Here is a 25,688-nt window from a genome sequence, read left to right on the forward strand (position 1 = left end):
GGTATAAACGGTATATATCAGACAGGAAGGGAGACTCCACCATGACCAAGCAAACACTATCCCGGCGCCGGGCTTTGCGCGGCGCGCTGGCATTGGCCGCACTGGCGGCGGCCGGTGGCCTGGCGCGCCCCCGCGTGGCATTGGCGGGCAACGGCGCCAAATCGGACTTCCAGTACCAGGACCATCCGCAGGATGGCCTGCGCTGCGCCCAGTGCGCCGCATTCCAGCCGGGCCCGGACGGAGCACCGGGCAGTTGCCGCGTCATCAGCGGCGCCATCAATCCGGACGGCTGGTGCATCGCGTTCTCGCCACGCTAAACCGTCAAACGTGCCAGGTCCCCATTTGCGGGCTCCATTCGCCCTGGCGCGAAAAAAAAACCGGGACACTGAGGTCCCGGTTTCGCTTTATTCCGCCGCCGCTGCCGTCTTCTTGGTTACGGCCTTCTTGGCCGGCGCCTTGACGGCTGTGGCCCGCTTGGCGGGCGCCTTGGCCTTGGTGGCGCTGGCCTTCTTGGCCGGCGCCTTGGCCGCCTTGGCCGGTGCCGCCGCTTCGTCCGCGCCCGCCGCACCGTCCGCGCCGTCCTCCGCTACCGCGCCGGCCTTGGCCTTGGCACCGGGCTTGGCCTTGCGTTCCTCGAACTCGAAGCTGATCTTGCCATCCTTGCCCCTGACCAGGAACGCCTTGAACGGCCGCCGCGTGCGCTGCGAGATAAAGCCCGGCAGCAAGTCCGTCTTGCCGTCGTTGAGCAGCTTGGCCATCTGCTCGGGCAGGATTTCCTGCTGCAGGATGATGCGGCCACTGCGGAAGTCGCAGGTCTTGGGCTTGGCCACGCTGTGCTCGCACACATAGGCCAGGCCCATCTCGTACACGCCGGCCGCGCATTTCGGGCACGGACCGAGCGGGGTCTGGCCGGTGAAGTCCACGCCCTCGCCATCTTCGCCGGCTTCATCGTTCTGGCCGAAATCGAATTCCAGCTTGAAGTTGTTGATGTCCTCGTCGCGCACGATGCGCAGGATGGCGGCGAACGGCCGGCCCATCTTGGAGCGGAAGCCTTGCAGCGGACCGATGGTGCGGTTCTTGAGCAGTTCTTCCACTTCCTCGATCTCGAACTGGCGGCTGCCCGGCGTCTTGCTCATCGAGAAGTCGCACTTGGTGCACGCGAAGCGGCGGTAGTTTTCCTTGACCACGCCGCCGCAGTTCGGGCAGGGCGTGCGCATGGTGTGGTAGTCGCCGGGGATGGTCTCGTTGTCGTATTCCTTGGCGCGCTTGACGATGATCTGGGTCATCTGGGCGATTTCGCGCATGAATTCCTCGCGCGAGATCTTGCCCTTTTCCATTTGCGACAGCTTGTATTCCCATTCGCCCGTCAGCTCGGGCGCCGTCAGTTCGTTCACGCCCAGGCCGCGCAGCAAGGTCATCAGTTGCGACGCCTTGGCGGTGGGGATCAGCTCCCGGCCTTCGCGCACCAGGTAACGTTCCGTCAACAAGCCTTCGATGGTGGCCGCGCGCGTGGCTGGCGTGCCCAGGCCCTTGCCGGCCATGGCGTCGCGCAGCTCGTCGTCCTCCACCAGCTTGCCGGCCCCTTCCATGGCCGACAGCAGCGTCGCTTCCGTGTAGCGGGCGGGCGGCTTGGTGACCAGGCCGTTGGCCGTGACCTTGTCGGTGTGCACGTTCTCGCCCTTGGCCACCGGCACCAGGTTGCCGCCCGTGCTATCGGCCTTGTCCTCGTCGGTCGACGCTTCCTTGCCGTAGATGGCCAGCCAGCCCGGATTGGTCATCACCTTGCCTTCGGTCTTGAACTGGTGGCCCGACACTTCCGTGTAGCGCGTCGTCACCTGGAACTCGGCCGGCGGGAAGAACACGGCCATGAAGCGGCGCGTGACCAGGTCGTACAGCTTCTGCTCGGGCTCGGACAGGTTCTTGGGCGCGATCGTGGTCGGGATGATGGCGAAGTGGTCCGAAATCTTGGCGTTGTCGAAGATGCGCTTGTTCGGCTTGACCCAGCCCTTGTCCAGGATCTGCTTGGCGAACTGGTGGTAGTTCGGATTCTCCTTGACCACTTCCAGCGCCTGCATCACGGTCGGCATGTAGTCTTCCGGCAGGTGGCGCGAATCGGTACGGGGGTAGGTCAGCACCTTGTGCTTTTCGTACAGGGCCTGGGCCAGGCCCAGCGTGTTCTTGGCCGAGAAGCCAAAGCGCGAGTTCGCTTCGCGCTGCAAGCTGGTCAGGTCGAACAGGGCCGGCGCCATCGAGGTGGTCGGCTTGGCCTCCTCGGTCACCTTGCCCTGCTTGCCCACGCAGGCCATGGCGATGGAGTCGGCCGCGGCCTTGCTCCACAGCCGCTCGGCCTTCTTCTCGGGGTCGCTGTCGTCCTTCTTGAACTTGGTGTCGAGCCAGCGGCCTTCATACACGCCGGCCGCGCACACGAACTGCGCGCGCACTTCCCAGAAGTCGCGCGGCACGAATTTCTTGATCTTGTCCTCGCGCTCGACGACGATCGACAAGGTCGGGGTCTGGACCCGGCCCACGGTGGTCAGGTAGAAGCCGCCCTCCTTCGAGTTGAAGGCCGTCATGGCGCGGGTGCCGTTGATGCCGATCAGCCAGTCCGCTTCCGAACGGCAACGGGCCGCGTCGGCCAGCGGCAGCATTTCCTCGTCGCTGCGCAAATGGGCGAAACCGTCGCGGATGGCGCCCGGCGTCATCGATTGCAGCCACAGCCGCTTGACGGGCTGCTTGGCCTTGGCGTTCTGCGCGATCAAACGAAAAATCAACTCACCTTCGCGGCCCGCGTCGCATGCGTTGATGAGGGTGGTGACGTCCTTGCGCTTGATCAGCTTATTGAGCACCTTGAGCCGCGCTTCCGTCTTGGCGATGGGATTGAGCGCGAAATACGGCGGGATCATGGGCAGGTGGGCGAAGCTCCACTTGCCGCGCTTGACGTCGTGTTCTTCCGGTACGGCAATTTCCAGCAAATGGCCGACGGCGGAGGACAGCACGTAATCGTCGGACTCAAAGTACTCATCGTGCTTGGTAAAGCCGCCCAGCGTCTTCGCGATGTCGTTCGCGACAGATGGCTTCTCGGCGATGATGAGGGTTTTGCTCATATTTTGTTGTCTCGTAGTTACTCTGGAGTGGGTACAGCATGCGCATCATACATGGGCAATGCGGCAAAGGCTGAATTTTCGCGGGCCCGGACGTTGACAACTTGTCAAAGCGCCAATAATAAACGGCTTGCGGCGCAAAGGGCAAGCATGCCGCGGCAACATCAGCGACAGCCCGAACGGTACGATGGAAGCCAGCGACGGCAGCGGTGGCCGGCGCGTCCTAGTGCAGCAGGCGCGGCGCCTGGTCTTCGTCGGAACCGAACAGGTCGTCGAACATCAGCGCGTCCGGCTCCTTGCCCTGGCTCCACAGCAACATCAGCACGATGACCTTGAGCTTGGCCAGCGAGACGGGCACTTCGTCCAGCGCCAGGGCTCGCTCGATGACGATCTCGCGTTGCAGTGGCGACAGCACCTTGGCCGATTCCAGGAACTGGATGAAGCCGATGGCGGCCGTGCCCAGCACGTCCTGCTCTTCGTCGACATAGAAACGGGTGCCGGTGGAGGCCGCCGTCAAGGTCTGTTCCATGCCGGCCATGGCCGTCAAGTCCGTCAACCATACGAGCGCCTCGGAAATCTCGACGTCATCGAAACCGACGGCCGACAGTTTCCTGGCCAATGCCTCCGGTTCCGGACAGGCATCGGGACGGTAATACGTCTCGTAGAGATAAACAAGGATGTCGAACATGGCGCTACTCTATCAGTTAAATCAGATCGGGCACAAGTGCCGCACGGGCCATGCAAGCCACTGCTTAACGCCCACAACGCTGGAACATGCCGCCTGGCAAACGCTCGACCAGGCCGGCCAGCTCCAGCGCCAGCAACTGGTTCTGTACGGCCGGCAAGTCCAGGCCGCGCCGCAGCGCCAGCAAAGCCGGCGTGGCGGGATCGTCACCGAGCGCCGCCAGCAGCGGATCGACGAAGCTGTCGTCGGGCGCCGCCCCGGCCACCCCCGGCGGCTGGCCGGCCAGCGCGGCCAGCACATCGTCGGCCGATTCAACCAGCCGGGCGCCCTCTTTAATTAGTATGTGGCAACCCTTGGCCAGCGTGGCATGGATGGAACCGGGGATGGCGTACACGTCGCGCCCCTGCGCCAGCGCCAGCCGGGCCGTGATCAGCGAACCGGAACCGGCCGCCGCCTCCACCACCAGCACCGCGCGCGCCAGCCCGCTGATGATGCGGTTGCGCTTGGGGAAGTTGGACGCGCGCGGCACCGTGCCCAGCGGATATTCGCTGACCAGGCAGCCTTGCCCGGCGATGCGGCTGGCCAGGCCCGCGTTGCGCCGCGGGTAGATCACATCGACGCCCGTGCCCAGCACGGCCACCGTGCCGCCTTCGCCGCGCAAGCCGCCTTCGTGGGCGGCCGCATCGATGCCCAGCGCCAGGCCCGATACGATCACCAGCCCCGTCGCCGACAGCGCCTCGGCCAGCCGGGTCGCGTTGCTGGCACCCTGGGCGCTGGCGTTGCGGCTGCCCACCATGGCCAGCGCATCGCGCGCCAGCAGTTCGGTGCGGCCATGCACATACAGCAACAGCGGCGCATCGGGCGTGGCCCGCAGCGCGGGTGGGTAGTCGGGGTCGTCCAGCGCCAGCACCCGGCGCGATGGTTGTTGCAGCCAGCCATGAATGGCGTCCAGCCCGGCAGCCACGGCGTCGGCCGTCTCGCCGCTGGTGGCAGTGGCCAGCGCGCGCGCCTGGGCGGCGTTGAGCCAGTCTGGCAGGCCGCCATGGCCGGCGGCGAAGATGGCGCCTGGCGAGGGGAAATCAGTGAGCAGGCGGTGCGCCGTCAGCAGCCCCACGCGCGGCGTCAGGCTCAGGCGCAGCCAGTCCGCCAGCGGCGCAGGGGACGCTGGCGGGGGGGCGGCGGGCTGGGTATCCGTGGCTTGCACGGCGCGGCTTACTCCGGCGACTGGGCAACGTCGCCCACTTCCACCGGCGCCGTGACCTGCATGATCAAGCCATAGGAAATATGCTTGAACACACGGAAGATAAACAAGCTGCCCACTTCCTCGTCCGGCAGCTTGACCTGCGGATCGCTCATGCCGTGCCAGCCCTTGCTGGCGCCCGGATCGCTGACGGTCCTGCCGGTATGGTACAGCTGCAGCACGGAGCCGATATCGAGTCCGTCAAGCTTGCCGCGATTAATGCTCACCACCTGGTTCTGGCCCGCATGGGTCACGCCGCCATAGATGGCCGCCACCCGCGCTTCCACCCGCTGTTCCGGCGGATGGGGCACGTAGTTGCGCATCGGCGTGGGCGGCGCCTGCATCAGCTGATCGCCCACCCCCATTTCCTCCTTGGCCGTGGCCACGGTGAAGGTGTGCACATCGCTGCCGGCCTTGGCCGGCGTGCGCAGCTTGAGCGTACCGAGGTAGAACGCCTCGTAGCCGATCACTTGCTTGGTGACCGGGTCCTTCAGCGCGTTGCCTGGGCGGAAGGCCTGGAACGAGGTGCCATCCTTCAGCTCGCCGCGCACATAGGCCTTGTCGTCCTTGCCCAGGAACACGTGGCCGTCCTGGGTGGCGATAATGCGCGGGGCGTTGTTCAGTTCATCGTTCTCGATGATCAGGGGCTGGGTCAAAAACGGCTCGATCACGCCGGACGGGATGGACGGCACGGCGTCCTTGCCCAGCCCCTCCGTGCGCACCTGGGGCGACAGGTGCAGCGTGTTGGCGTCGCTGCCGTCGCCGGCCTCGATCTTGTTGCCGAGGCGCAGGCGGCCGGCGGCGCGGTCGAACCAGATGATCTGGCCCGGATAAATCCAGTGCGGATTATGGATCTGTTCCTTGTTCAAGTCCCACACTTGCGGCCAGCACCAGGGCTTTTCCAGGAAACGGCCGGAAATGTCCCACAACGTGTCCCCTTTGACCACCAGGTGCTGGTCCGGCGCGTCGGGCCGGAACTGGCAGTTCATGGCGTGCGCCGGGAGGGCGGCGGCGGCCGAAAAAAGGGCCGCCACGAACAAGCGGGTGCCGACTGTGCTAAAATTTTTCATTCATAATGTCCGTTAAGTGCAGCTCGGCGCTGGGCCGGGAGCCGGCCCGCCACAGGGCAAACATGGCGGCGATACATGACCGTTTCGACCAGTGGGGAACGAGAAGGCTGGCCTTGGGCTTGCCATACTGAATCAAATTCTGCCCACAAAACCCTCAACTAGCAAGCGAAACCACGTTCACGCGGCGGGCGCGGCTGTTGCATTTTTGACGGGGCTGGAACACCATTTGCCGCACGCGACACCACGCCCGTTGTTAAGGCAATCACACAGTTATTAAATCGCTTAGTTAAAGTCAGTTAAAGTCAGCATGTCCATACTCAATATCCTGCGTTACCCCGACCCGCGCCTGCACAAGGTCGCCCAGCCCGTTACCCAGTTCGACGCCCGGCTCGAAAAGCTGGTGGCCGACATGGCCGAAACCATGTACGACGCGCCCGGCATCGGCCTGGCCGCCTCGCAGGTGGACGTGCATGAACAGCTGATCCTGGTCGACATCTCCGAAACCAAGGATGCGCTGGTGGCCTACATCAACCCGGAAATCATCTGGGCCAGCGACGAGATGCAGGTCTACGACGAAGGCTGCCTGTCCGTGCCCGGCATTTACGACGGCGTGGAACGCCACGCCCGCGTCAAGGTGCGCGCGCTGGACGTCAAGGGCCAGCCGTTCGAAGTGGAAGCGGACGGCCTGCTGGCCGTGTGCCTGCAGCATGAGATGGACCACCTGAAAGGCAAGGTGTTCGTTGAATACCTGTCGCCGCTCAAGCGCAACCGCATCAAGGCCAAGCTGCAGAAGGAAGAGCGCGGCATGGCGCGCGAAGCGAACCTGCGCGCCCAGGGCCGCCGCTACTGATTTCTCCCGGCCGCCCGGCGCGGCTCGCATCACCAAGGAACAATAAAAATGAAAGTGATCTTCGCCGGCACGCCGGAATTCGCCGCCGTGGCCCTGCAAGCGCTGCACGAGGCGGGCTTTGAGATTCCCCTGGTGCTGACCCAGCCCGACCGTCCGGCCGGGCGCGGCATGCATCTGCAACCGTCGGCCGTCAAGCAGTACGCCGTCGCGCATGGCATGGAAGTGCTGCAACCGCTCTCATTACGCATGGATGCGAAGGACCCGCAACGCGCGGCCGAGGCGAAGGCGGCCCACGAACGCCTGCTGGCCACCGAGTATGACGTCATGGTGGTGGCGGCCTACGGCCTGATTCTGCCGCGCAGCACGCTCGACATCAAACCCTGCCTGAATATCCACGGTTCGCTGCTGCCGCGCTGGCGCGGCGCCGCCCCCATCCACCGCGCCATCGAAGCGGGCGACGCGGAAACGGGCATCACCATCATGCAGATGGAAGAAGGACTGGACACCGGCCCCATGCTGCTGGTCGAGCACGTGGCGATCGGCGCCGACGACACGACGGGCACGGTGCACGACAAGCTGGCCGCGCTGGGCGGCAGCATGATCGTGCAGGCGCTGCGCAAGCTGGAACAAGGCAAGCTGGAAGCCGTGCCGCAGCCGGAAGCGGGCGTGTGCTACGCGGCCAAGATCAGCAAGGATGAAGCGGCGCTGGACTTCAATTTGAGCGCCGAGGAAATCAGCCGCAAGATCCGCGCTTTCAACCCCTTCCCCGGCGCGCATGCGAATGTGAACGGCGTCACCGTCAAGCTGTGGGGCGCCAAGGTGCTGGACCACGATTGCACCGCGCCGGCTGGCCATGTGATCGCAGCCGATCAAGAGCACGGCATCATCGTCGCCTGCGGCCGCGGCGCGCTGCGGTTGACGGAGCTGCAAAAGCCGGGCGGCAAGCGCATGCCAGCCGCCGAGTTCATCAAAGCCTTCCCGCTCGAAGACCAGCGCTTCGCGTGAATCCGCTTTCCTCCTCCCTCGCCTGAACGGCCGCATGGATCAACTGGCGGCCATGCGCGCCTTGCGCCGGGTGGTGGAACTGGGCAGCTTCACGGCCGCCGCCGAGGCGCTGGGCATCTCCCACACGGTGGTGTCGCGCCAGATCAGCCATTTGGAAGCAAAACTGGGCGCGCAACTGCTCAACCGCACCACGCGCCGCTTCGCGCTCACGGCCGCCGGCCAGGCCTACTACGAAGCGAGCCGCCACATCCTCGACGCACTCGACGATGCCGACCGCGCCGTCGGCCAGCACCAGGCCAATCCCGGCGGCACCTTGCGCATCAACGCGCCGATGGCCTTCGGCACCGAGGAACTGGCGCAGTGGCTGCCCCGCTTCCTGGCACGCTATCCCGACCTGCAGGTCGACCTGGTGTGCAACGACCGCGTCGTCGACCTGATCGAAGAAGGGTTCGACGTGGCCCTGCGGCTCGCGCGCGACCTGCCCGACTCGACCCTGGTCGCCAAACGGCTGGCCAGCAGCCAGGTGATGCTGGTGGCTTCGCCCGATTACCTGCGCCGGCATGGCACGCCGCGCACGCCGCACGACCTGCTGCAGCATAACTGCCTGACCTACAGCCAGCTGGCGCGGCCCCGCGCGTGGCGCTTCACGGCGCCCGATGGCGCGGAGGTGGCGGTGACGGTCCAGGGCAGCCTGCAGGCCAACAATGGCGTGGCGCTGCGCACGGTGGCGCTGGCCGGCACGGGCATCGCCACCACGGCCTCATTCATCGTCCATGAGGATGTGCGGCGCGGCGCGCTGGTGCGCGTGCTGCCCGACTACACGATCCGTCCGCGCGAGCTGTATGTGCTGTATCCACACAACCGTCACCTGTCGCCCAAGGTGCGGGTGTTCGTGGAATTCGCCAGCGCGCTGTACCAGGCGCGCGGTTGGGATTAGCCTGGATGCGCGCGCGACGTCGATTCCATATAGTCGCGCAACAATTGATTGATACGCCACTCATAATCAGGACCTTGCCGCCGAAACCAATCGTAGACATCGAGATCGATCAGCAACGTGTTTTTCTGTATCAATGCCTCCCGCATCGTGCCATGTTTGGCAGACGCTTCCGTGACTTCCGGAATATCGCTCAAGTCGATTTCTTCATCGGCGAGCTCGGTCCAATGCTTCCTGCTAGTAGCCTCGTTCATATTGCCGTTCCTCCTGGCGTGTCGCCTTCCTTGCCGAAATGATTCGCGTGAACTGCTCGCCTCGTTGAGCAAAGACCACAGTCGCCAGGGCCCCGTCGACAAAGCCAATCGCGATGTAGCGATCCTCTCCATACGGGCCGCCACGATCGAAGTAAGTCAGCGTCGGCTGCTCAAAAATCCTGGCCGCATCCTCAAAGCTGATCCCATGCTTTTGAACATTTCTGAGGTTCTTCAGTTCGTGCCACGCGAATAGCATCGCCTCACACCGTAGTATAGGACGCGCAACGGCGCGCACCTGGACCAGCGTGCGCGCCATTGCGCCGGCAGTGCTTGCGGCAAGTCAGCCGGCGGTTCAAGCCGTAACGGGCAGTTCCAGGATGGCGTTGGTGGTCAGCACCTGGGCGAAGTTGTCGGACAGGGCCGTCAGCGTCACGTGGTGCAAGTCATGCGCGCTGGTCACGCCGCCGTTCCAGCCGGTGATGTCGCGCGAGGCGCTGGCGTCGGCCGCCACCAGCACCTGGTAGCTCTGCGCGCCGAACTGGCGCGCGTCGCGCGTGGCGGTGGACACGCACATATGCGTCATCAGACCGGCGATGATCAAGGTGCGGATGCCGCGCGCCTGCAGTTGCGCGTGCAGGTCGGTGCCGGCGAAGCTGCTGACGCGGTCCTTGCGTACCACCACATGGTGCGGCCGCACGGCCAGTTCCGGGTGGATCTCGGCCATCACGCTGCCTTGCGCGAACACGGGCGCGGCCGGGCCGTTCACGTGCTGGATGTGGAACACGGGCATGCCGTGGGCGTCGGCCAGCGCGGCCAGGCGGTTGGCGTTGCGCAGTGCCGGCAGGCCGTCCGGAACCGGCACGCGGCCGCTGTAGTACTCGTTCTGGAAATCGATCAGCAGCACGGCGGTGCTGGCGGCGGCAAGCTGCCCGACGGGCTGGATGCCGGCGATGCTGCGCAGGGTGGCGGTCATGGTGTGCTCCTCGAAAAGTGCTCAGTGCCGCCATCTTATTTGCGCACTGAACGGTGCACCAGACGCTATCCATCACATTATTTGTGCATATTTTGCACAAATGATGCTGCTGCCAGACCGTTGTTGCTGCGACGCAGCAGCGGCCTGAAGCTTCCCCCGCGATGCCGTATAATTTTAGACCGCCGTCAACTTTTCCAGCGGCCGCCCTCCCGCCCAAAGAAAGTATCAAATGAACAATACCGTGTCCCATCCCGCCATGTCCAAGACCGATGCCCAACTGCGCGACATCCTGTCGCGCCGGATCATGATCCTCGACGGCGCGATGGGCACCATCATCCAGCAGTACAAGCTGGACGAGACGGCCTACCGCGGCGGCCCCGCCGGCCGCTTCATCGACTTCGCCGCGCCCGCCGACAGCGGCGCGCGCGAGCTGTTCGTCAAAGGCAACAACGAACTGCTGACCTTGACCCAGCCCCAGGTGATCCAGGAAATCCACGAACGCTACCTGGCCGCCGGCGCCGATATCATCGAAACCAACACCTTCGGCGCCACCACCATCGCCCAGGACGATTACCACATGGCGCACCTGGCGCGCGAAATGAACGTGGCCGCCGCCAGGCTGGCGCGCGCCGCCTGCGACAAGTACAGCAGCGCCGACAAGCCGCGCTTCGTGGCCGGCGCGCTCGGCCCCACGCCGAAGACGGCCTCCATCTCGCCCGACGTGAACGACCCGGCGGCCCGCAACATCACCTTCGACCAGCTGGTGGCGGCCTACCACGAACAGGTGGAAGGCCTGGTCGAAGGCGGGGTCGACATCCTGCTGGTGGAAACCATCTTCGACACGCTCAACTGCAAGGCCGCGCTGTTCGCCATCGACCAGTATTTCACGGACCACCCCGACGTGCCGCGCCTGCCGCTGATGATCTCGGGCACCGTGACGGACGCCTCGGGCCGTATCCTGTCGGGCCAGACCGTGCCCGCGTTCTGGAACTCCGTGCGCCACGCCAGGCCGCTCACGATCGGCCTCAATTGCGCGCTGGGCGCGGCCCTGATGCGCCCTTACGCCGAGGAGCTGTCGCGCATCGCCGACACCTTCGTCTGCATCTACCCCAACGCCGGCCTGCCCAACCCGATGAGCGACACGGGCTTCGACGAACTGCCGGCCGACACCTCGGCCCTGCTGCGCGAATTCGCCGACGCCGGTTTCATCAACGTGGCCGGCGGCTGCTGCGGCACCACGCCCGACCACATCCAGGCCATCGCCGAGATGCTGGCCAGCACGGCGCCGCGCACCGTGCCCACCGTGCCCGTGGCGCAGCGCCTGTCCGGCCTGGAGCCGTTCACCATCGACGACGATTCGCTGTTCGTCAACGTGGGCGAGCGCACCAATGTGACCGGCTCCAAGGCCTTCGCGCGCATGATCCTCAACGAGCAGTACGACGAGGCGCTGTCCGTGGCGCGCCAGCAGGTGGAGAACGGCGCCCAGGTCATCGACATCAACATGGACGAGGCCATGCTCGATTCGCAGGCCGCCATGACACGCTTCTTGAACCTGATCGCGTCCGAACCGGACATCTCGCGCGTGCCCATCATGATCGACTCGTCCAAGTGGTCGGTGATCGAGGCGGGCCTCAAGTGCGTGCAGGGCAAGTCCATCGTCAACTCAATCTCGATGAAGGAAGGCGAGGAGGAATTCATCCGCCAGGCACGCCTGTGCCTGCGCTACGGCGCGGCCGTGATCGTGATGGCCTTCGATGAAAAAGGCCAGGCCGACACCTTCGAGCGCAAGATCGAAATCTGCGCCCGCGCCTACAAGGTGCTGACCGAGCGGGTGGGCTTCCCGCCGGAAGACATCATCTTCGACCCCAACATCTTCGCCATCGCCACCGGCATCGAGGAGCACAACAACTACGCCGTGGACTTCATCAACGCCACGCGCTGGATCAAGGACAACCTGCCGCACGCGAAGATTTCGGGCGGCGTGTCCAACGTCTCGTTCAGCTTCCGCGGCAACGACCCGGCCCGTGAAGCCATCCACACCGTGTTCCTGTACCACGCCATCAAGGCCGGCATGACCATGGGCATCGTCAACGCCGGCATGGTGGGCGTGTACGACGACCTGCCGGCCGAGCTGCGCGAGCGCGTGGAGGACGTGGTGCTGAACCGCCGCGAGGACGCCACCGAACGCATGATCGAATTCGCCGGCACGCTGAAGGCGGGCGGCAAGCAGGAGGCGCAGAACCTGGAATGGCGCGGCCAGCCGGTGGAAAAACGCCTGGCGCACGCGCTGGTGCATGGCATCACGCAATGGATCACGGAAGACACCGAGGAGATGCGCCAGCAGGTGGCCGCATCCGGCGGCCGTCCTATCCACGTGATCGAAGGCCCGCTGATGGATGGCATGAATATCGTCGGCGACCTGTTCGGCCAGGGCAAGATGTTCCTGCCGCAGGTGGTCAAGTCGGCACGCGTGATGAAGCAGGCCGTGGCGCACCTGATCCCGTTCATCGAGGAAGAAAAACTGGCCGAGGAAAAGCGCACCGGCGTGGTGGCCAAACCGAAGGGCAAGATCGTCATGGCCACGGTGAAAGGCGACGTGCACGACATCGGCAAGAACATCGTCTCCGTGGTCCTGCAATGCAATAACTTCGAAGTGGTCAACATGGGCGTGATGGTGCCCTGCTCCGAGATCCTGGCGCGCGCCAAGCTGGAGAACGCCGACATCATCGGCCTGTCCGGCCTGATCACGCCGTCGCTGGAAGAGATGGCCCACGTGGCCAAGGAACTGCAGCGCGACGAGCACTTCCGCATGATGAAGATTCCGCTGCTGATCGGCGGCGCCACCACCAGCCGCGCCCACACGGCCGTCAAGATCGCCCACAACTACGAAGGCCCGGTGGTCTACGTGCCGGACGCCTCGCGTTCGGTGTCGGTGGCGCAGTCGCTGCTCACGCCCGAGAGCCGCGAGCAGTACATCGCCGAAGTGGCGCAGGACTATGAACGCATCCGCGAACAGCACGCCAGCAAGAAGGCGCTGCCGATGGTGACGCTGGCCCAGGCCCGCGCCAACAAGGCGGTGCTGCCGTTCGCGCCCGTCAAGCCCAAGTTCATCGGCCGCCGCGTGTTCAAGAACGTGGACCTGGCCACCATCGCCCAGTACATCGACTGGGGTCCATTCTTCCAGACCTGGGACCTGGCCGGCCCCTTCCCCGCCATCCTGAAGGACGAGGTGGTGGGCGAGGCGGCCACCAAGGTCTACGAGGAAGGCCAGGCCCTGCTCAAGAAACTGATCGACGGCCGCTGGCTGACGGCCAACGGCGTGGTGGCCCTGTTGCCGGCCAACAGCGTCAACGACGACGACATCGAAGTCTACACGGACGACAGCCGCCAGACCGTGGCCTTCACCTACTACGGCCTGCGCCAGCAGGGCGTGAAGCCGGTGGTGGACGGCGTGCAGCGCCCCAACCAGTGCCTGGCCGACTTCATCGCACCGAAGGCGTCCGGCGTGCACGACTACATCGGCATGTTCGCCGTGACGGCTGGCCTGGGCATCGAGAAGTACGAGCAGCGTTTCGAGGACGCGCACGATGACTACTCGTCCATCATGCTCAAGTCGCTGGCCGACCGCCTGGCCGAGGCGTTCGCCGAATACATGCACGAGCGCGTGCGCAAGGATTTGTGGGGCTACGCCACGGCCGAGACGCTCAGCAACGACGACATGATCGCCGAGAAGTACCAGGGCATCCGCCCGGCGCCCGGCTATCCGGCCTGCCCGGAACACACGGTCAAGGCCGACATGTTCAAGGTGCTGCAGGCCGAGGAGATCGGCATGGAACTGACGGAGTCGTTCGCCATGTATCCGGGCGCGGCCGTGTCAGGCTTCTACTTCGCGCACCCGGACGCGAAGTACTTCGTGGTCGGCAAGATCGGCCAGGACCAGCTGGAGGACATGGCGGCCCGCCGCCACGTCAGCAAACAGGATCTGGAACGCTGGCTGGCGCCGAATCTGTCGTAATCCCGGGCTGTCCGGTGCGCGGCTGCGGCAGCAGCCGCGAATCGGGCGGCAGGCTTGCCTGCAGCAGCTTGAGCGCCTCGGCCGTCAGCGCCACGAAGGCGTTCTGGTGCTCGGCCAGCTGGCGCGTCATCCACTGCCAGCCTTCCTCCGTTTCATGCAGCCATACGGTGCCGTCCGGGAACGAGGACGGCAGCGTATCCAGCCCGGCCCGCAGCACGATCTTGCTGCGCGGCCCCCACAGGTACTCGGGCGGCGCCTCCTTGCGCCACGGGTAGCCATTCTTTTCCGCGTAAGTGTGGTTGTGGCGGAACGTCAGGTCCACCACGTCCGGGTCGCCCAACCCATCGGCCGATTCGATCCAGCAATGGTAGGCGCCGCCGGCCGGATTGGCGAACGCGCCGTTATCGACCATGCGCATCAGTTGCCCGCCGCCGCAATCGACGGCCGCCAGGCCCGCCACGGGCCGGTACACGCGGTCCAGCACGATGCTGATCAAATTGGCGCCGACCACCGCATACACGTGACAAAGCGAACAATATTGCTGCGGGTAGTAGCTGCGGATGGTCTGGTTCACGCAGTGGGCGATCAGCGATTGGATGGTGCGGGGCATGGGACTGCTTTCGTGTGGTGCAGGTATCCTTATGTAACGGCATGTTTCAGAGAAACTGTACCCTGTGGCAACTCAATTACTGGCGGCAAGCGTGCGCCATGGGGTGGCGGGAACTGGCTACCATGGACCTTCCTACGCCCCCGGCCGGCCCGCTGCGGTGCACTGGCCGGGAACTTTGGGCGCCAACGCCGGCCTAATAAGCACAGGGCCGCAAGGCGCCGGCCCACTTCCCAAGGAGGCACTATGGCAACCAATCCAGATACCAATCCCGTTTCGGCCAAGCGATGGCAGGACCAGCTGATCCTGCTGCTGGGGCTGTGGCTGTTCATCACCCCATGGGTGTTTTCGTATGCGATTCCTTCGGCACCGGCCTGGAACGCCTTCATCTCGGGCGCCGTGATCGCAATCCTGGCCGCGTTCGAGCTGTACCGGACGTATTTCTGGGCCGTGCTGGTCAACCTGTTCGTCGGCATCTGGGTCGCCATTTCGCCATGGGTGCTGAAGGTGGCGGACCAGCGCCCGCTGATGTGGAACGAAGTGATCGTGGGGCTGGCCGTGGTCGTGCTGGCGCTGTGGGAAATGCAGACCGACCCCGAACTGCACAAGCACTGGCCGGGCGCCGGACATGCGACCTGAGGCCGCCTGAGGCCACGTGAACAGGCGTCCGGGCAAAAAAACGCCGCGCAGGGCGCGGCGGTCGGAGAAAAGCGGGCCGGGGTGCAGCGTCGTTACAGCGCGTAGCGCACCACGTTGTCGCTCCACTCGAAGGCGGCCATTTCCAGCTCCACCAGTTCATCGGTGGACATGGCCAGGTCGCGCAGGGTGGGAATGATGTGACCGTCCATTTCCTCGATGCGTTCGATGCATTCGGCCAACTTGAGCAAGTCGCCAAAGAAGCCACCGCGGAACATCAGGGCCTCCGCCACTTCATCATTGACGGGGATCTGCTGCAGGATGTCGGCCATGGGGATGCCGAACAGGGTGTCCATCAGCGACATGATGCCCACCGTGAAGGCGATATCGGCCGCATGGCGGTGGCTGGGGCGCAGCTTGCTGGCCAGCAGTTCCAGCAGGCGTCCCCGCGTGGTGGCCAGCATCAGCAGCGGGGTCATGCTGTGGCCCCGCTTGCTGGGCTCGGCGTACAGCATGATTTGCAGCCAGCGCTGCAACTGGCGCCGGCCCAGGATGGTGACGGCCTGGCTCAGCGAGTCGATGCGCTGGCGCGCGCCGACGGCCGGCGTGTTGACCAGGCGCAGCAGGTTCAGGGCCAGCGACACGTCGCGCTTGATGGCGCGCTCGATTTCCAGGTTGTCCGCGTCCGACGTCACCAGGGTCATCAGCTCCATCACGGCCAGCTGCGACGGCGACAACTTCTTGCCGCTCATGATGACGGGCTTGGCGAAGTAATAGCCCTGGAAGTAATCGAAGCCCAGGTCCAGGCAATTCTTGAACTCGTCGCGGGTCTCCACTTTTTCCGCCACCAGCTTTTTGTTGTCCTGGCGGAAGCGCGGGGCCAGCTTCATCAGCTCGGCCAGGGGCATGTTGCGCATGTCCATCTTGACATATTCCACCAGCGGCAACAGGGCCTGGATGTGGCCCGTGTCGGTCGTCACGTCATCGAGCGCGAAGCTGAAGCCCTGGCCCACCAGTTCCGTCATGCGTTGCAGCACGGGCGGCGTGAGGGTCACGGCATCGGTCACTTCCAGCACCACTTTCTCGCGCGGCAGGAAGGAAAAGATGTCGCTCATGATGACGTCGGCGTCGGCATGCACGAAACCGAGCGCATCGCCCACCACGCGCTCCATGCCCAACTGGGCGGCGTGGGCGATGACGGAGGCGGTGGCCGCAAGATCGTCGGTGACATGAGCCGGGCCCACGGGAGCGTTGCGGAACAACAGCTCGTAGCCGAACAGGGCCTGGTGGCGGTCCAGTATCGGTTGGCGGCCCAGGTAAAACTCGCGCACGCGCAAGCTTTGCGGGGACGTATCGTTGCGGGATAAATCGATCATTGCGAGCTCTGGTCGGGCGGCAGCGGCGGCGGCGGCGCACAGGCGACGCCTATCACCACTACGCGCGGTTGAAAACGGAGAATATCTCTACTTTACTGCATTTATTCCCTATTTCTAATATTTTGCCCTCCGTTTAGGCCCGATTCTTATACTATTTCAATGCTATCCCCTGCTTGCGGCATGCCATCTACAAATAGTTTCAGTTCGCCGGGCGCAAATGGGGTCCATTGCTCATTGGTTGTCAGCGGCTGGGTGACGATGATGGCGACCCGGTCATCGGGCGTCGTCACCTGAGAAAAGTCCACGCTCACATCCTCGTCGGACAGCTTGGCCGTGTCGAACGGGTATTGCCGCACCAGGTAGTACAGGGCCGTGGAACAGTGGGCGAACAGTTCCGTCCCACTCGACAACAGCATGTTGAACGTGCCATGGGTGGCGATCTCGCGCACCAATTCACCCAGGGCGGCGCGCAATTGGTCCAGCGGCGGACGGGTGTCGCCAAAGCGGGCGCGCAGTTGCTGCAACAGGTAGCAGAAGGCCCGTTCGCTGTCCGTGTCGCCCACGGGACGGTAGGCGCCGTCGAGCACGGGGGCGAATTGCTTGAGGTCGCCGTTGTGGGCGAACACCCAGTAGCGCCCCCACAGCTCGCGCACGAACGGATGGCAATTTTCCAGCGCCACCTGGCCCTGGGTGGCCTTGCGGATGTGGGCGATGACGTTCTTGGACTTGATGGGGTAGCGTTTGATCAGTTCGGCCACGGGCGAGGCGACGGCCGCCTGGTGATCGACGAAATGGCGCACGCCGGCGCCCTCGAAAAAGGCGATACCCCAGCCGTCGTGGTGGGTATCGGTCTGGCCGCCGCGCATGGCGAAGCCGGTGAAGCTGAACACGATGTCCGTGGGGACATTGCAGTTCATTGCGAGAAGTTGGCACATGGTTCAGTTGCGGGGGAGTTGCTGCAAATCCCAACCATACCATGAGCCGGGGACGGCGTCGCCGGAATCCGGCGCGCGCCCCCGTCCTCCGTCCGGGAACCGCTCAGTGCAGCAGGACGGGCTGACTCATCAGCGAGTCGTAATTGCCGAGGAATTCATCGATCTCGGCCATGGTGGGTTCGCCGGCGATCAGCTGGTTGACGTCGCGCCGGAACGATTGGGCCAGCACGCCCGCGATGAAAATCTCGCGCTTGCCGCCCTTGTCGACGATTTCATAGCCGCCAAACCGCAGGGCCTCAAGCTCCCGGTCGGCGCCGAATTCGACAACGCTGTATTGCTCGCTGTTGTAGATGAGGTTCATTTTGCTTCCTTCTCGCTAAGGGGCAGAACGCTGGCGATCCGCCTTCAGCACCAACTTGGGGCTGGCGGCGGGCGATTTCAAGGGGCGGTGGCCCCCGATGGGCAAGCGGCTTCAGGCCGCGATGTCGGCTTGCAATGCCAGCAAGGAACCGTAGGGCGCCCCGGAGAGCCAGCTGCGCAGCTGGTCGAGGTGGCTGGCCGTTGCCAGGCTGATGTAGAGCCGCGCGGGAGCTAGGCGCAGCACACGATGTAATGTTACGCGCAAAACGAGATTGCCGCTGCAATGGAGGCAGCCAGGCGCAATACGCAACACCTGCAGGGAGCGCGGCGGGTCCGCCGCGTCGGCCAGGTCGGCCAGGGCGGAGTTGCCATCAGTCACCCCTTCCAGGATGACGGTGGTGGCCAGGCCAGGTTGCAGGTGGGCGGCGATGGCGGCCTCGCGCGCGCCAGCCTGCGCGCCCGTAACCAGCCAGGTGGGAACGGCGGCCCGCGGCGCAGGGCCGCCGGCCGGGCCCGCTGCCGTCATGCGCCTTTCTTGGCCAGCTTGCCCGGTTCCACGCCCAGCTGCTTGAGCTTGCGGTACAGGTGGGTGCGCTCCAGCCCCGTCTTCTCGGCCACGCGCGTCATGCTGCCGCCTTCGCGGCCCAGGTGGTGCTCGAAATACATGCGCTCGAACGCGTCGCGCGCTTCGCGCAGGGGCAGGTCGAACGACAGGTTGAACAGGTGGTTGTCGCTGCCGCCGATGGCCGCGCCGGGACGGGCCGCAGCCGCCTGGGGCGCCTGGGCGCCAAAGCCGCTGCCGGCGCTTTCCTCAGGCTGCGCCTGCTGGGCGGGACGGGCCGCCACGACCGGCGCGCGCACGGTTTCCTGGGCCCGGGTCAAGCCCTGCTGCACGGCCTTGAGCAGCTTTTGCAGCGCGATCGGCTTTTCCAGGAAGTTCAGGGCGCCGATGCGGGTCGCTTCCACGGCCGTGTCGATGGTGGCGTGGCCCGACATCATGATCACGGGCATGGTCAGCAAGCCGTCGCGCTGCCATTCCTTGAGCAGGGTGACGCCATCCGTGTCCGGCATCCAGATATCGAGCAGCACCAGGTCCGGCGCCCCGCCAGCGCGCGCCTCGCGCGCCTGCTGCGCGTTCTCGGCCAGCTGAATTGCATGTCCTTCGTCGCTGAGGATTTCCGAGAGCAACTCACGGATCCCCATTTCATCATCTACTACCAGTATGTTTGCCATCTATCCCTGCCCTTCCTCATTTCGCCGCATTATTCGGCAATGATTTTTTGTGGTCATTGCAACGTTAGGTATTTTGCGTCGCCGGCGCTAACTTTAACAGCAAAATCAGCACGGACGCACCACTTCTATCGACATGGTTCTGGATATCGATCCGGCCGCCATGTTCGTCGATAATTTTTTTCACCATCGCCAGGCCCAGGCCGGTGCCGCGCGCCTTGGACGTGACGTACGGTTCGAACGCCCTGGCCAGGATCTTGGGCGCGAAACCGGGGCCATTGTCGGTGATGGCCAGCCGCACGGCCGTGCGCGTGCTGCCGTCCGCGCCCTGATAATGAATGGCTTCCGTGACGACGTCAATCCGCGGCGTCATGGCGCCCTCGGGCTGCTCGGCCATGGCGTCCTGGGCGTTCTGCAGCAGGTTGTGGATCACCTGGCGCAGCTGGGTGGCGTCGCCCATCACCAGCGGCAGGCCGGCGGCCAGTTGCGGATGGATGATATCGTCCCCTTCGCCGCTCACGTACAGGTGCAAGATCTCGTCCACCAATGCGTTCAGGTCCAGCGGTTCGAGCACGGCCGGCGGGGTTTTCGCGTAGTCGCGGAAGTCGTCCACCATGCGCTTCATGGCCGCCACCTGGTTGACGATGGTGGTGGTGCCCCGGTTCAGCAATTCCGCCTCGGGCGGGGCCAGCTTGTCTTCCAGTTTCATCTGCAAGCGCTCGGCCGACAGCTGGATCGGCGTCAGCGGGTTCTTGATCTCGTGCGCCAGGCGGCGCGCCACCTCGCCCCAGGCCACGGAACGCTGGGCCGAGATCACGTCCGAAATATCGTCGAACACGATGATGTAGCCGCTGCCGCTTTCCACCGGCAGGCGCGAGCCGCGCGTGAGCAGGGTCAGTTCGCTGTCCTCGCCGCCGCCAGGGCGGCGCGGCACTTCGATCTGGCGCTGCCAGTGCAGGCGGCCGGCGTTGCGGCCGGCGGCCGTCTGCGCGCTCTGGGCCGCGAAGGCGTTGACGATGGCGGCGCCAAATTCCTGCAGGCCGTCCACGTCCGTCAGCCGGCGCCCGATCAGGGCCGGCCCCGGCTGCTGCAGGATGCGCTCGGCCGAGTCGTTGCAGCTGACCAGGTGGAATTCGCCGTCCAGCACCACCACCCCGGCCGACATATTGGCCAGCACGGACTCCAGGTGGGCCTTGGCGTTCTGCAGCGCGGCCCGGTTGCGCTCGACGGCGCTGCGCGCCTCCGACAACTGGCGCGTCATGGTGTTGAACGACTGGGTCAGCGTGCCCAGTTCATCGGAGGTGGCCACGATGGGACGGGGCGACAGGTCGCCCTCGGCCACGGCGCGCGTGCCCTCGGCCAGCAGCAGCAGCGGCTGCGCCAGGTCGCTGGCGATCAGGAAGGCGCTGGCGATGGCGCCGAACACGGCCAGCAGCAGCGTCAGCGTCAGCGTTTCGATGTACATCTTGCGTAGGCCCACGCGGGCCACGAAGCGCTCCTTGTATTCACTGTAAGCGCTGCGGATGGTTTCGCCGTTGCTGGCCAGCTGGGCCGGCGCCAGCTGGATCAGCTGCAAAAAGCGCGGCGCCAGGTGGGTGCCGTTCGGTTGCACGTGGTCGGGAATGGCCATCAGCACGCGCAGGCGCAGCTTGCTGCTGGCTTCGGGCAGTTCACGCGGTGCCGCCGTCGTCATGTCGCTGCGCAGCTCGCTGCCGCCCTCGGCCGCGCCATACGAGGCGTCCGTCTTGGCCTTGTTCATCATCTCCGTGGTGGGCAGGTCGGCGCTCAGGTTGCCGCTGTTGTTGGCGCGCGCGCTGACGATCAGGCCGCCCTCGGCGTCGACGATGATGGCGTTCTGCATGCCCGGCTGCAGCTTGACCAGGCGCGCCAGCATGGCCGGTTCGCTGCCGTAGGGGTTGTCGGCCAGTTGCTGCACCGTCTTGCGCGCCGTGCTATCGAGTTCGGCCAGCACCGTGTCCAGCCCGGCCCGGCCCAGGTTGATACCCGATTCCAGCGCCTCTTCCACGTGCACGTTGAACCACGATTCGATCGAATGGGACACGAACTGCACCGAGACGAGGAAGATCACCAGCCCCGGCAGCACGCCAATGGCGGCGAACAGCAGCACCAGCCGCGTCATCAGGCGCGAGCCGAACTTGCCGCTCTTGAAGCGCGCATACAGCCGGAACAGCGACACGGCCACCAGCACCAGCAGGGCCACGGCCATGGCCGCGTTCAGGCCCAGCAGCCAGGAATAGTAGCGGTCGAAGAAGCCGGAATTATCGGAGGCCGAAGCGAGCAGGAACAACAGGATGCTGACGATGGCGCCGCCAACGACGAACAGATACCGCAGGGCCTTGGTCACTGACTTACTCCGCCCTGTACTGGAAGGTCTTCTTGTCTGACGCCAGGCGCCATTCGCTGTTGTTGAAGGCGTTGACCTGGATCGGCTTGGGCAGGTAGTCACGGTCCATACCCATGCGCAGCGTCACGTTGTAGGTCTCGCCCACCTTGAGCGCGCCGCGCGGCGCCACCAGCCAGCGGCTGGGCCGGCGGATCAGGAACAGCGCGTCCTCCAGCGACGAAAAGCTTTGCTGCACGCTGCCGATCACGGACACGTGGTACTGGCGCGTGAGCACGTTGTAGGAGATGCGGGCCGTCTGGTGGGCCACGATGGCCTTCTCGTCGAACCAGTACCAGCGCGGCCGGGTGAATTCGATCTCGGTGGTGAAATACAGCTGCACGCCGTGCTGGATGGCGTCTTCCAGACCGTGGTTGAGATCAAAAGCATAATTGGCGGCCAGCCGGTAGCCTTCGTCGGCCGCCTCGATGTAGGCGCGCTTGATCTCCACTCCCTCGGCCGCCCGCGCCGCGGGGGCCAGTGCGCAGGCCACCATCAGCAGCAATTGCCAGGCGATGAGTCGGAGGATGCGTCGTGTCACGAGTGGGCCGGTGCTCAGTAGATCCGTCGGAAAATGGCGGGCAAAACGGTCACGCATTTTTCTGGAACAGCGCGTAAAACAATCCATCGTGATCCTGCTCCTGGCCACCCACCGGCAGCAGCTGACCAGGCGCGTCCAGCCGCGTCGCCCCGTGACGGACGGCGAATGCGGCGGCTTGCGCCTCGGATTCCTGCGGCCACAAGGAGCATGTCACGAACAGCAATTTACCACCCGGTGCAAGCATCTGCCAAAGGTTGTCGAGGATTTTGGCCGAAAGTGTTGCAAGTTGGAGGGTGTCGCCCTTGCGCCGCAGCCAGCGGATATCGGGGTGGCGGCGCACGATGCCGGAAGCCGTGCAGGGCACGTCGGCCAGGATGCGGTCGAACGGGCGGCCATCCCACCAGCTGGCCGACTGGGCCTCGGCCGCCTGCAGCGTCGCCCGCAATCCCAGCCGCTCCAGGTTCTCGCCCACGCGCGCCAGGCGCTTGGGATCGGCGTCCAGCGCCGTCAGATCAGCATCGGCCAGCTCCAGGATGTGGCAAGTCTTGCCGCCGGGCGCGGCGCAGGCATCCAGCACGCGCATGCCGTTCGCCACGTCCAGCAGCGGCGCAGCCAGCTGGGCGCCCGCGTCCTGTACCGACACCACGCCATCGGCGAAGCCGGGAATCTGGGCCACGGCCACCGGCTTGGCCAGCCGCACGGCGCAGGGGCCGATCTGGGTGGCGGCCATGCCGGCCGCCTCCAGCGTGGCCAGATACTGGGCCACCGTGGCCTTGCGGGTGTTCACGCGCAAGGTCAGCGGCGGGGCCGTGTCGCCGGCCGCCAGGATGGCTTGCCATTGCTGGGGCCAGGCCGTCTTGACGGCGTCCAGCCACCACTGCGGGTAATTCCACTGCGCCAGCGGCTGCAGCCGGGCCGTGTCGAGCAAGGCCTGACGCTCGCGCAGGAAGCGGCGCAACACGGCGTTGACCATGCCTTTGGCGCGCGCCGTATCGGGATGGGCGTCGGCCGCCGTCACGGTCTGGTCGACCACGGTGAACGGTTCGTACGGCGCCACGGCGTCGGGCGCCGTCAGCAGGGCCAGCGCGCAGGCCAGCAAGGCCGCCACCAGCGGCTCGGGCGCCTTGGGCGCCATCAGGCCGATCAGGGCTTCGCTCTGGCCCAGCTGGCGCATGCAGCGGTAGGCGATGTCCTGCATGGCGCCGCGCGCCTGGGGCGGCGCGTCCTGCTTGGTGAACACGGTGGCCAGCGCCTGCGGCAAGGCCGTGCCGGTGCGCACCTGGGCCACGGCGTGCGCCGCGCCCAGCAGGCTGTAGGCCAGCGCATCGGGCTTGAGCGCCGTCTGGAAACCGGTCTGCAAGGCCGGTTTCAGGGCGCGCGCGTGGCTGGCGCGCAGCTTGGGCGCCGCCGGGGCGGAAGACTTCAAGGTGAGCGTCGGACGCTTGTTCATATGCTAATTCCAGGTGGGTTCCGCGCGCGATCCAGGGCGGGCCGGCAGCCGCGATCGCGCAGTATACAGCAGTGCCCGCAAGATGGGCCATGCGCGCGGCCCCGGTAGCGGGTTGGCACCGATGTTTTTACCGATAGTAGCAGCCCGCGGCCGGGTCGCCCGCTCCGCAGGCGCGCGCCCGGTCCGCGCGGTGACCCGGCAGCGGCAAACCAGTATAATTACCGCTGTTTGGCCGGTGCCCGTGCGCCGGCCGTTTTCGCTTACGGACGTTTCTTTAGCGCGGCCAAGCCGCCATTTCGCACATGCTCGCCCAACAAAAACAAGATATCACCGCCCTGTTCCAGGCCGCCCTCGCTCCCCTGCTCGACGGCACCGGCATCGCCGCCAACGTGGTGCTGGAGCGCCCGCGCGACCCGTCGCACGGTGACGTCGCCTGCAACGTCGCCATGCAGCTGGCCAAGCAGCTCAAGATGAACCCGCGCGAACTGGCCACCAAGGTGGTCGCCGCGCTGCTGGAGAACCCGGCCGGCAAGGGCCTGGTGGAATCGGCCGACATCGCCGGCCCCGGCTTCATCAACCTGCGCGTGACGGCCGCGTCCAAGCAGGCCGTGGTCAAGACCGTGATCGCGCAAGGCGCCAGCTACGGCATGAGCACGGCCGGCACCGGCAAGCATGTGATCATCGAATTCGTGTCCGCCAACCCGACCGGCCCGCTGCACGTGGGCCACGGCCGCCAGGCGGCGCTGGGCGACGCGCTGTCGTCGCTGTTCATTTCGCAAGGCTACCAGGTCACGCGCGAGTTCTATTACAACGACGCCGGCGTGCAGATCCAGACCCTGGCCACCTCGGTGCAGGCGCGCGCGCGCGGCTTCAAGCCCGGTGACGCGGAATGGCCCGAATCGGCCTACAACGGCGACTACATCCAGGATATCGCCAACGACTTCCTGGCCAAAAAGACCGTGTCGGCCTCGGACGGCGCGCCCGTCACCGGCTCGGGCGACGTGAACGACATCGAATCGATCCGCGCCTTCGCCGTGACTTACCTGCGCAACGAGCAGGATATCGACCTGCAGGCCTTCGGCGTCAAGTTCGACAACTACTACCTCGAATCGTCGCTCTACAAGGATGGCAAGGTCAACGCCGCCGTGGAAGCGCTGGTCAAGTCCGGCAAGACCTACGAGCAGGAAGGCGCCCTGTGGCTGCGCACCACCGAGTACGGCGACGACAAGGACCGCGTGATGCGCAAGTCCGACGGCACCTACACCTACTTCGTGCCCGACGTGGCCTACCACATCGTCAAGTTCCAGCGCGGCTTCACCCAGGCCATCAACGTCCAGGGTTCGGACCACCACGGCACCATCGCGCGCGTGCGCGCCGGCCTGCAGGCCGTCGGCATGGGCATCCCGCAGGGCTACCCCGACTACGTGCTGCACAAGATGGTCACCGTGATGAAGGGCGGCGAGGAAGTGAAGATCTCCAAGCGCGCCGGCTCCTACGTGACCGTGCGCGACCTGATCGAATGGTCCGGCGGCGGCGACATCGGCAAGGGCCGCGACGCCGTGCGCTTCTTCCTCATCTCGCGCAAGGCCGACACGGAATTCGTGTTCGACGTGGACGTGGCGCTCAAGACCTCGGACGAGAATCCCGTGTATTACGTGCAGTACGCCCACGCGCGCATCTGCCGCATGCTGGAACAGTGGACCGGCGACGAAGCCACGCTGGCCGGCGTCGACCTCTCGCCGCTGACGGCGCCATCGGAAGCGGCCCTGCTGGCCACGCTGGCGGCCTACCCCGAGGTGCTGGCGCGCGCCCAGGCCGAACTGGGCCCGCACCAGATCGCGTTCTACCTGCGCGACCTGGCCGCCAACCTGCACAGCTTCTACTTCGCCGAACGCGTGCTGGTGGACGACGAGGCGCTCAAGCTGGCGCGCCTGGCACTGATGGTGGCTACCCGCCAGGTGCTGCGCAACGGCCTGGCGCTGATCGGCGTCTCGGCTCCCGACAAAATGTAATTGCGAAGGATAT

Annotated in this window: 23 protein-coding genes; 7 read left to right on the top strand and 16 right to left on the bottom strand. The window is 65.5% G+C overall.

The genetic code is table 11. The features are described from left to right. Positions 1 to 41: 41 nt before the first annotated feature. Positions 42 to 317: a high-potential iron-sulfur protein gene (locus H3H36_RS10415; protein ID WP_182217066.1), complete on the top strand. Its 276-nt coding sequence runs from the start codon at positions 42 to 44 to the stop codon at positions 315 to 317. An 87-nt stretch (positions 318 to 404) separates the two neighbouring features. Here the strand turns inward: H3H36_RS10415 and H3H36_RS10420 are convergent, their stop codons facing one another. The 4 genes from H3H36_RS10420 to H3H36_RS10435 form a co-directional block, all read right to left on the bottom strand. Beyond that, complete coding sequence (locus H3H36_RS10420; protein ID WP_182217069.1) at positions 405 to 3,104, bottom strand: DNA topoisomerase III; 2,700 nt, start codon at positions 3,102 to 3,104, stop codon at positions 405 to 407. Between the two features lie 220 nt (positions 3,105 to 3,324). Continuing rightward, on the bottom strand, positions 3,325 to 3,789 hold the full coding sequence (locus tag H3H36_RS10425) for a Smg family protein (RefSeq protein WP_182217072.1): 465 nt from the start codon (positions 3,787 to 3,789) through the stop codon (positions 3,325 to 3,327). Positions 3,790 to 3,853: 64 nt separating this feature from the next. Beyond that, a complete protein-coding gene (gene dprA, locus H3H36_RS10430) occupies positions 3,854 to 4,990 on the bottom strand; it encodes a DNA-processing protein DprA (RefSeq protein ID WP_182217074.1) in 1,137 nt (378 codons plus the stop codon). A gap of 8 nt (positions 4,991 to 4,998) precedes the next feature. After that, complete coding sequence (locus H3H36_RS10435; protein ID WP_182217077.1) at positions 4,999 to 6,096, bottom strand: LysM peptidoglycan-binding domain-containing protein; 1,098 nt, start codon at positions 6,094 to 6,096, stop codon at positions 4,999 to 5,001. Between the two features lie 307 nt (positions 6,097 to 6,403). Here H3H36_RS10435 and def point away from each other — a divergent pair, with 307 nt between their 5' ends. Genes def through H3H36_RS10450 form a run of 3 tightly spaced genes read left to right on the top strand, consistent with a single transcriptional unit; the run spans position 6,404 to position 8,888 of the window. Next, positions 6,404 to 6,946 carry a peptide deformylase gene (gene def, locus H3H36_RS10440; protein ID WP_182217079.1) on the top strand — a complete coding sequence of 181 codons (543 nt, stop codon included), beginning with the start codon at positions 6,404 to 6,406 and terminating at the stop codon, positions 6,944 to 6,946. Positions 6,947 to 6,994: 48 nt separating this feature from the next. Then, positions 6,995 to 7,951 carry a methionyl-tRNA formyltransferase gene (fmt, locus tag H3H36_RS10445; protein WP_182217081.1) on the top strand — a complete coding sequence of 319 codons (957 nt, stop codon included), beginning with the start codon at positions 6,995 to 6,997 and terminating at the stop codon, positions 7,949 to 7,951. Positions 7,952 to 7,985: 34 nt separating this feature from the next. Continuing rightward, entirely contained in the window at positions 7,986 to 8,888 is a 903-nt protein-coding gene (locus tag H3H36_RS10450; RefSeq protein WP_182217084.1) for a LysR family transcriptional regulator, read from the top strand. Here the strand turns inward: H3H36_RS10450 and H3H36_RS10455 are convergent. The 3 genes from H3H36_RS10455 to H3H36_RS10465 are packed head-to-tail and all read right to left on the bottom strand — an operon-like array spanning position 8,885 to position 10,112. Next, positions 8,885 to 9,139, bottom strand: a complete 255-nt coding sequence (locus H3H36_RS10455) for a BrnA antitoxin family protein (protein WP_182217086.1) — start codon at positions 9,137 to 9,139, stop codon at positions 8,885 to 8,887. The genes H3H36_RS10450 and H3H36_RS10455 overlap by 4 nt on opposite strands. Further along, complete coding sequence (locus tag H3H36_RS10460) at positions 9,123 to 9,455, bottom strand: BrnT family toxin (RefSeq protein ID WP_229219847.1); 333 nt, start codon at positions 9,453 to 9,455, stop codon at positions 9,123 to 9,125. Before H3H36_RS10460 ends, H3H36_RS10455 begins: the two co-directional genes overlap by 17 nt. A gap of 36 nt (positions 9,456 to 9,491) precedes the next feature. Continuing rightward, complete coding sequence (locus H3H36_RS10465; protein WP_182217089.1) at positions 9,492 to 10,112, bottom strand: cysteine hydrolase family protein; 621 nt, start codon at positions 10,110 to 10,112, stop codon at positions 9,492 to 9,494. Between the two features lie 229 nt (positions 10,113 to 10,341). Here H3H36_RS10465 and metH point away from each other — a divergent pair, with 229 nt between their 5' ends. After that, positions 10,342 to 14,127 (top strand): methionine synthase, encoded by a 3,786-nt coding sequence (metH, locus tag H3H36_RS10470; protein WP_229219848.1) that lies wholly within the window; start codon positions 10,342 to 10,344, stop codon positions 14,125 to 14,127. On the opposite strand, the gene H3H36_RS10475 is transcribed toward metH, so the two are convergent. After that, on the bottom strand, positions 14,081 to 14,737 hold the full coding sequence (locus H3H36_RS10475) for a hypothetical protein (protein WP_182217091.1): 657 nt from the start codon (positions 14,735 to 14,737) through the stop codon (positions 14,081 to 14,083). The two genes, metH and H3H36_RS10475, sit on opposite strands and share 47 nt — an antisense overlap. A gap of 243 nt (positions 14,738 to 14,980) precedes the next feature. On the opposite strand from H3H36_RS10475, the gene H3H36_RS10480 reads away from it, so the two are divergent. Further along, positions 14,981 to 15,373, top strand: a complete 393-nt coding sequence (locus H3H36_RS10480; protein WP_182160370.1) for an SPW repeat protein — start codon at positions 14,981 to 14,983, stop codon at positions 15,371 to 15,373. Positions 15,374 to 15,465: 92 nt separating this feature from the next. Here the strand turns inward: H3H36_RS10480 and H3H36_RS10485 are convergent, their stop codons facing one another. The 8 genes from H3H36_RS10485 to rsmB form a co-directional block, all read right to left on the bottom strand. Continuing rightward, on the bottom strand, positions 15,466 to 16,746 hold the full coding sequence (locus tag H3H36_RS10485; protein WP_182217093.1) for an EAL and HDOD domain-containing protein: 1,281 nt from the start codon (positions 16,744 to 16,746) through the stop codon (positions 15,466 to 15,468). A 146-nt stretch (positions 16,747 to 16,892) separates the two neighbouring features. Continuing rightward, positions 16,893 to 17,681 (bottom strand): class II glutamine amidotransferase, encoded by a 789-nt coding sequence (locus tag H3H36_RS10490; RefSeq protein WP_182217096.1) that lies wholly within the window; start codon positions 17,679 to 17,681, stop codon positions 16,893 to 16,895. Positions 17,682 to 17,784: 103 nt separating this feature from the next. Beyond that, the gene (locus H3H36_RS10495) at positions 17,785 to 18,042 is read right to left on the bottom strand and encodes a BTH_I0359 family protein (protein WP_182217098.1); all 258 of its coding nucleotides are present in this window, start codon (positions 18,040 to 18,042) and stop codon (positions 17,785 to 17,787) included. A gap of 111 nt (positions 18,043 to 18,153) precedes the next feature. Beyond that, the gene (locus tag H3H36_RS10500) at positions 18,154 to 18,567 is read right to left on the bottom strand and encodes a GTPase (protein ID WP_182217100.1); all 414 of its coding nucleotides are present in this window, start codon (positions 18,565 to 18,567) and stop codon (positions 18,154 to 18,156) included. Then, positions 18,564 to 19,274, bottom strand: a complete 711-nt coding sequence (locus H3H36_RS10505; RefSeq protein WP_182217102.1) for a response regulator — start codon at positions 19,272 to 19,274, stop codon at positions 18,564 to 18,566. Before H3H36_RS10505 ends, H3H36_RS10500 begins: the two co-directional genes overlap by 4 nt. A gap of 64 nt (positions 19,275 to 19,338) precedes the next feature. Continuing rightward, positions 19,339 to 21,636 (bottom strand): sensor histidine kinase, encoded by a 2,298-nt coding sequence (locus tag H3H36_RS10510; protein WP_182217104.1) that lies wholly within the window; start codon positions 21,634 to 21,636, stop codon positions 19,339 to 19,341. Positions 21,637 to 21,640: 4 nt separating this feature from the next. After that, positions 21,641 to 22,270: a DUF4390 domain-containing protein gene (locus tag H3H36_RS10515; protein ID WP_182217105.1), complete on the bottom strand. Its 630-nt coding sequence runs from the start codon at positions 22,268 to 22,270 to the stop codon at positions 21,641 to 21,643. Beyond that, the gene (gene rsmB, locus H3H36_RS10520) at positions 22,263 to 23,663 is read right to left on the bottom strand and encodes a 16S rRNA (cytosine(967)-C(5))-methyltransferase RsmB (protein ID WP_182217108.1); all 1,401 of its coding nucleotides are present in this window, start codon (positions 23,661 to 23,663) and stop codon (positions 22,263 to 22,265) included. The genes H3H36_RS10515 and rsmB overlap by 8 nt, the downstream gene beginning before the upstream one ends. 302 nt (positions 23,664 to 23,965) lie before the next feature. On the opposite strand from rsmB, the gene argS reads away from it, so the two are divergent. Further along, a complete protein-coding gene (gene argS / locus H3H36_RS10525) occupies positions 23,966 to 25,675 on the top strand; it encodes an arginine--tRNA ligase (RefSeq protein WP_182217110.1) in 1,710 nt (569 codons plus the stop codon). The last annotated feature ends 13 nt before the right edge of the window (positions 25,676 to 25,688 follow it).

It is taken from the genome of Rugamonas fusca, from assembly GCF_014042365.1.
In the GTDB taxonomy this organism is placed as follows: domain Bacteria; phylum Pseudomonadota; class Gammaproteobacteria; order Burkholderiales; family Burkholderiaceae_D; genus Rugamonas; species Rugamonas fusca.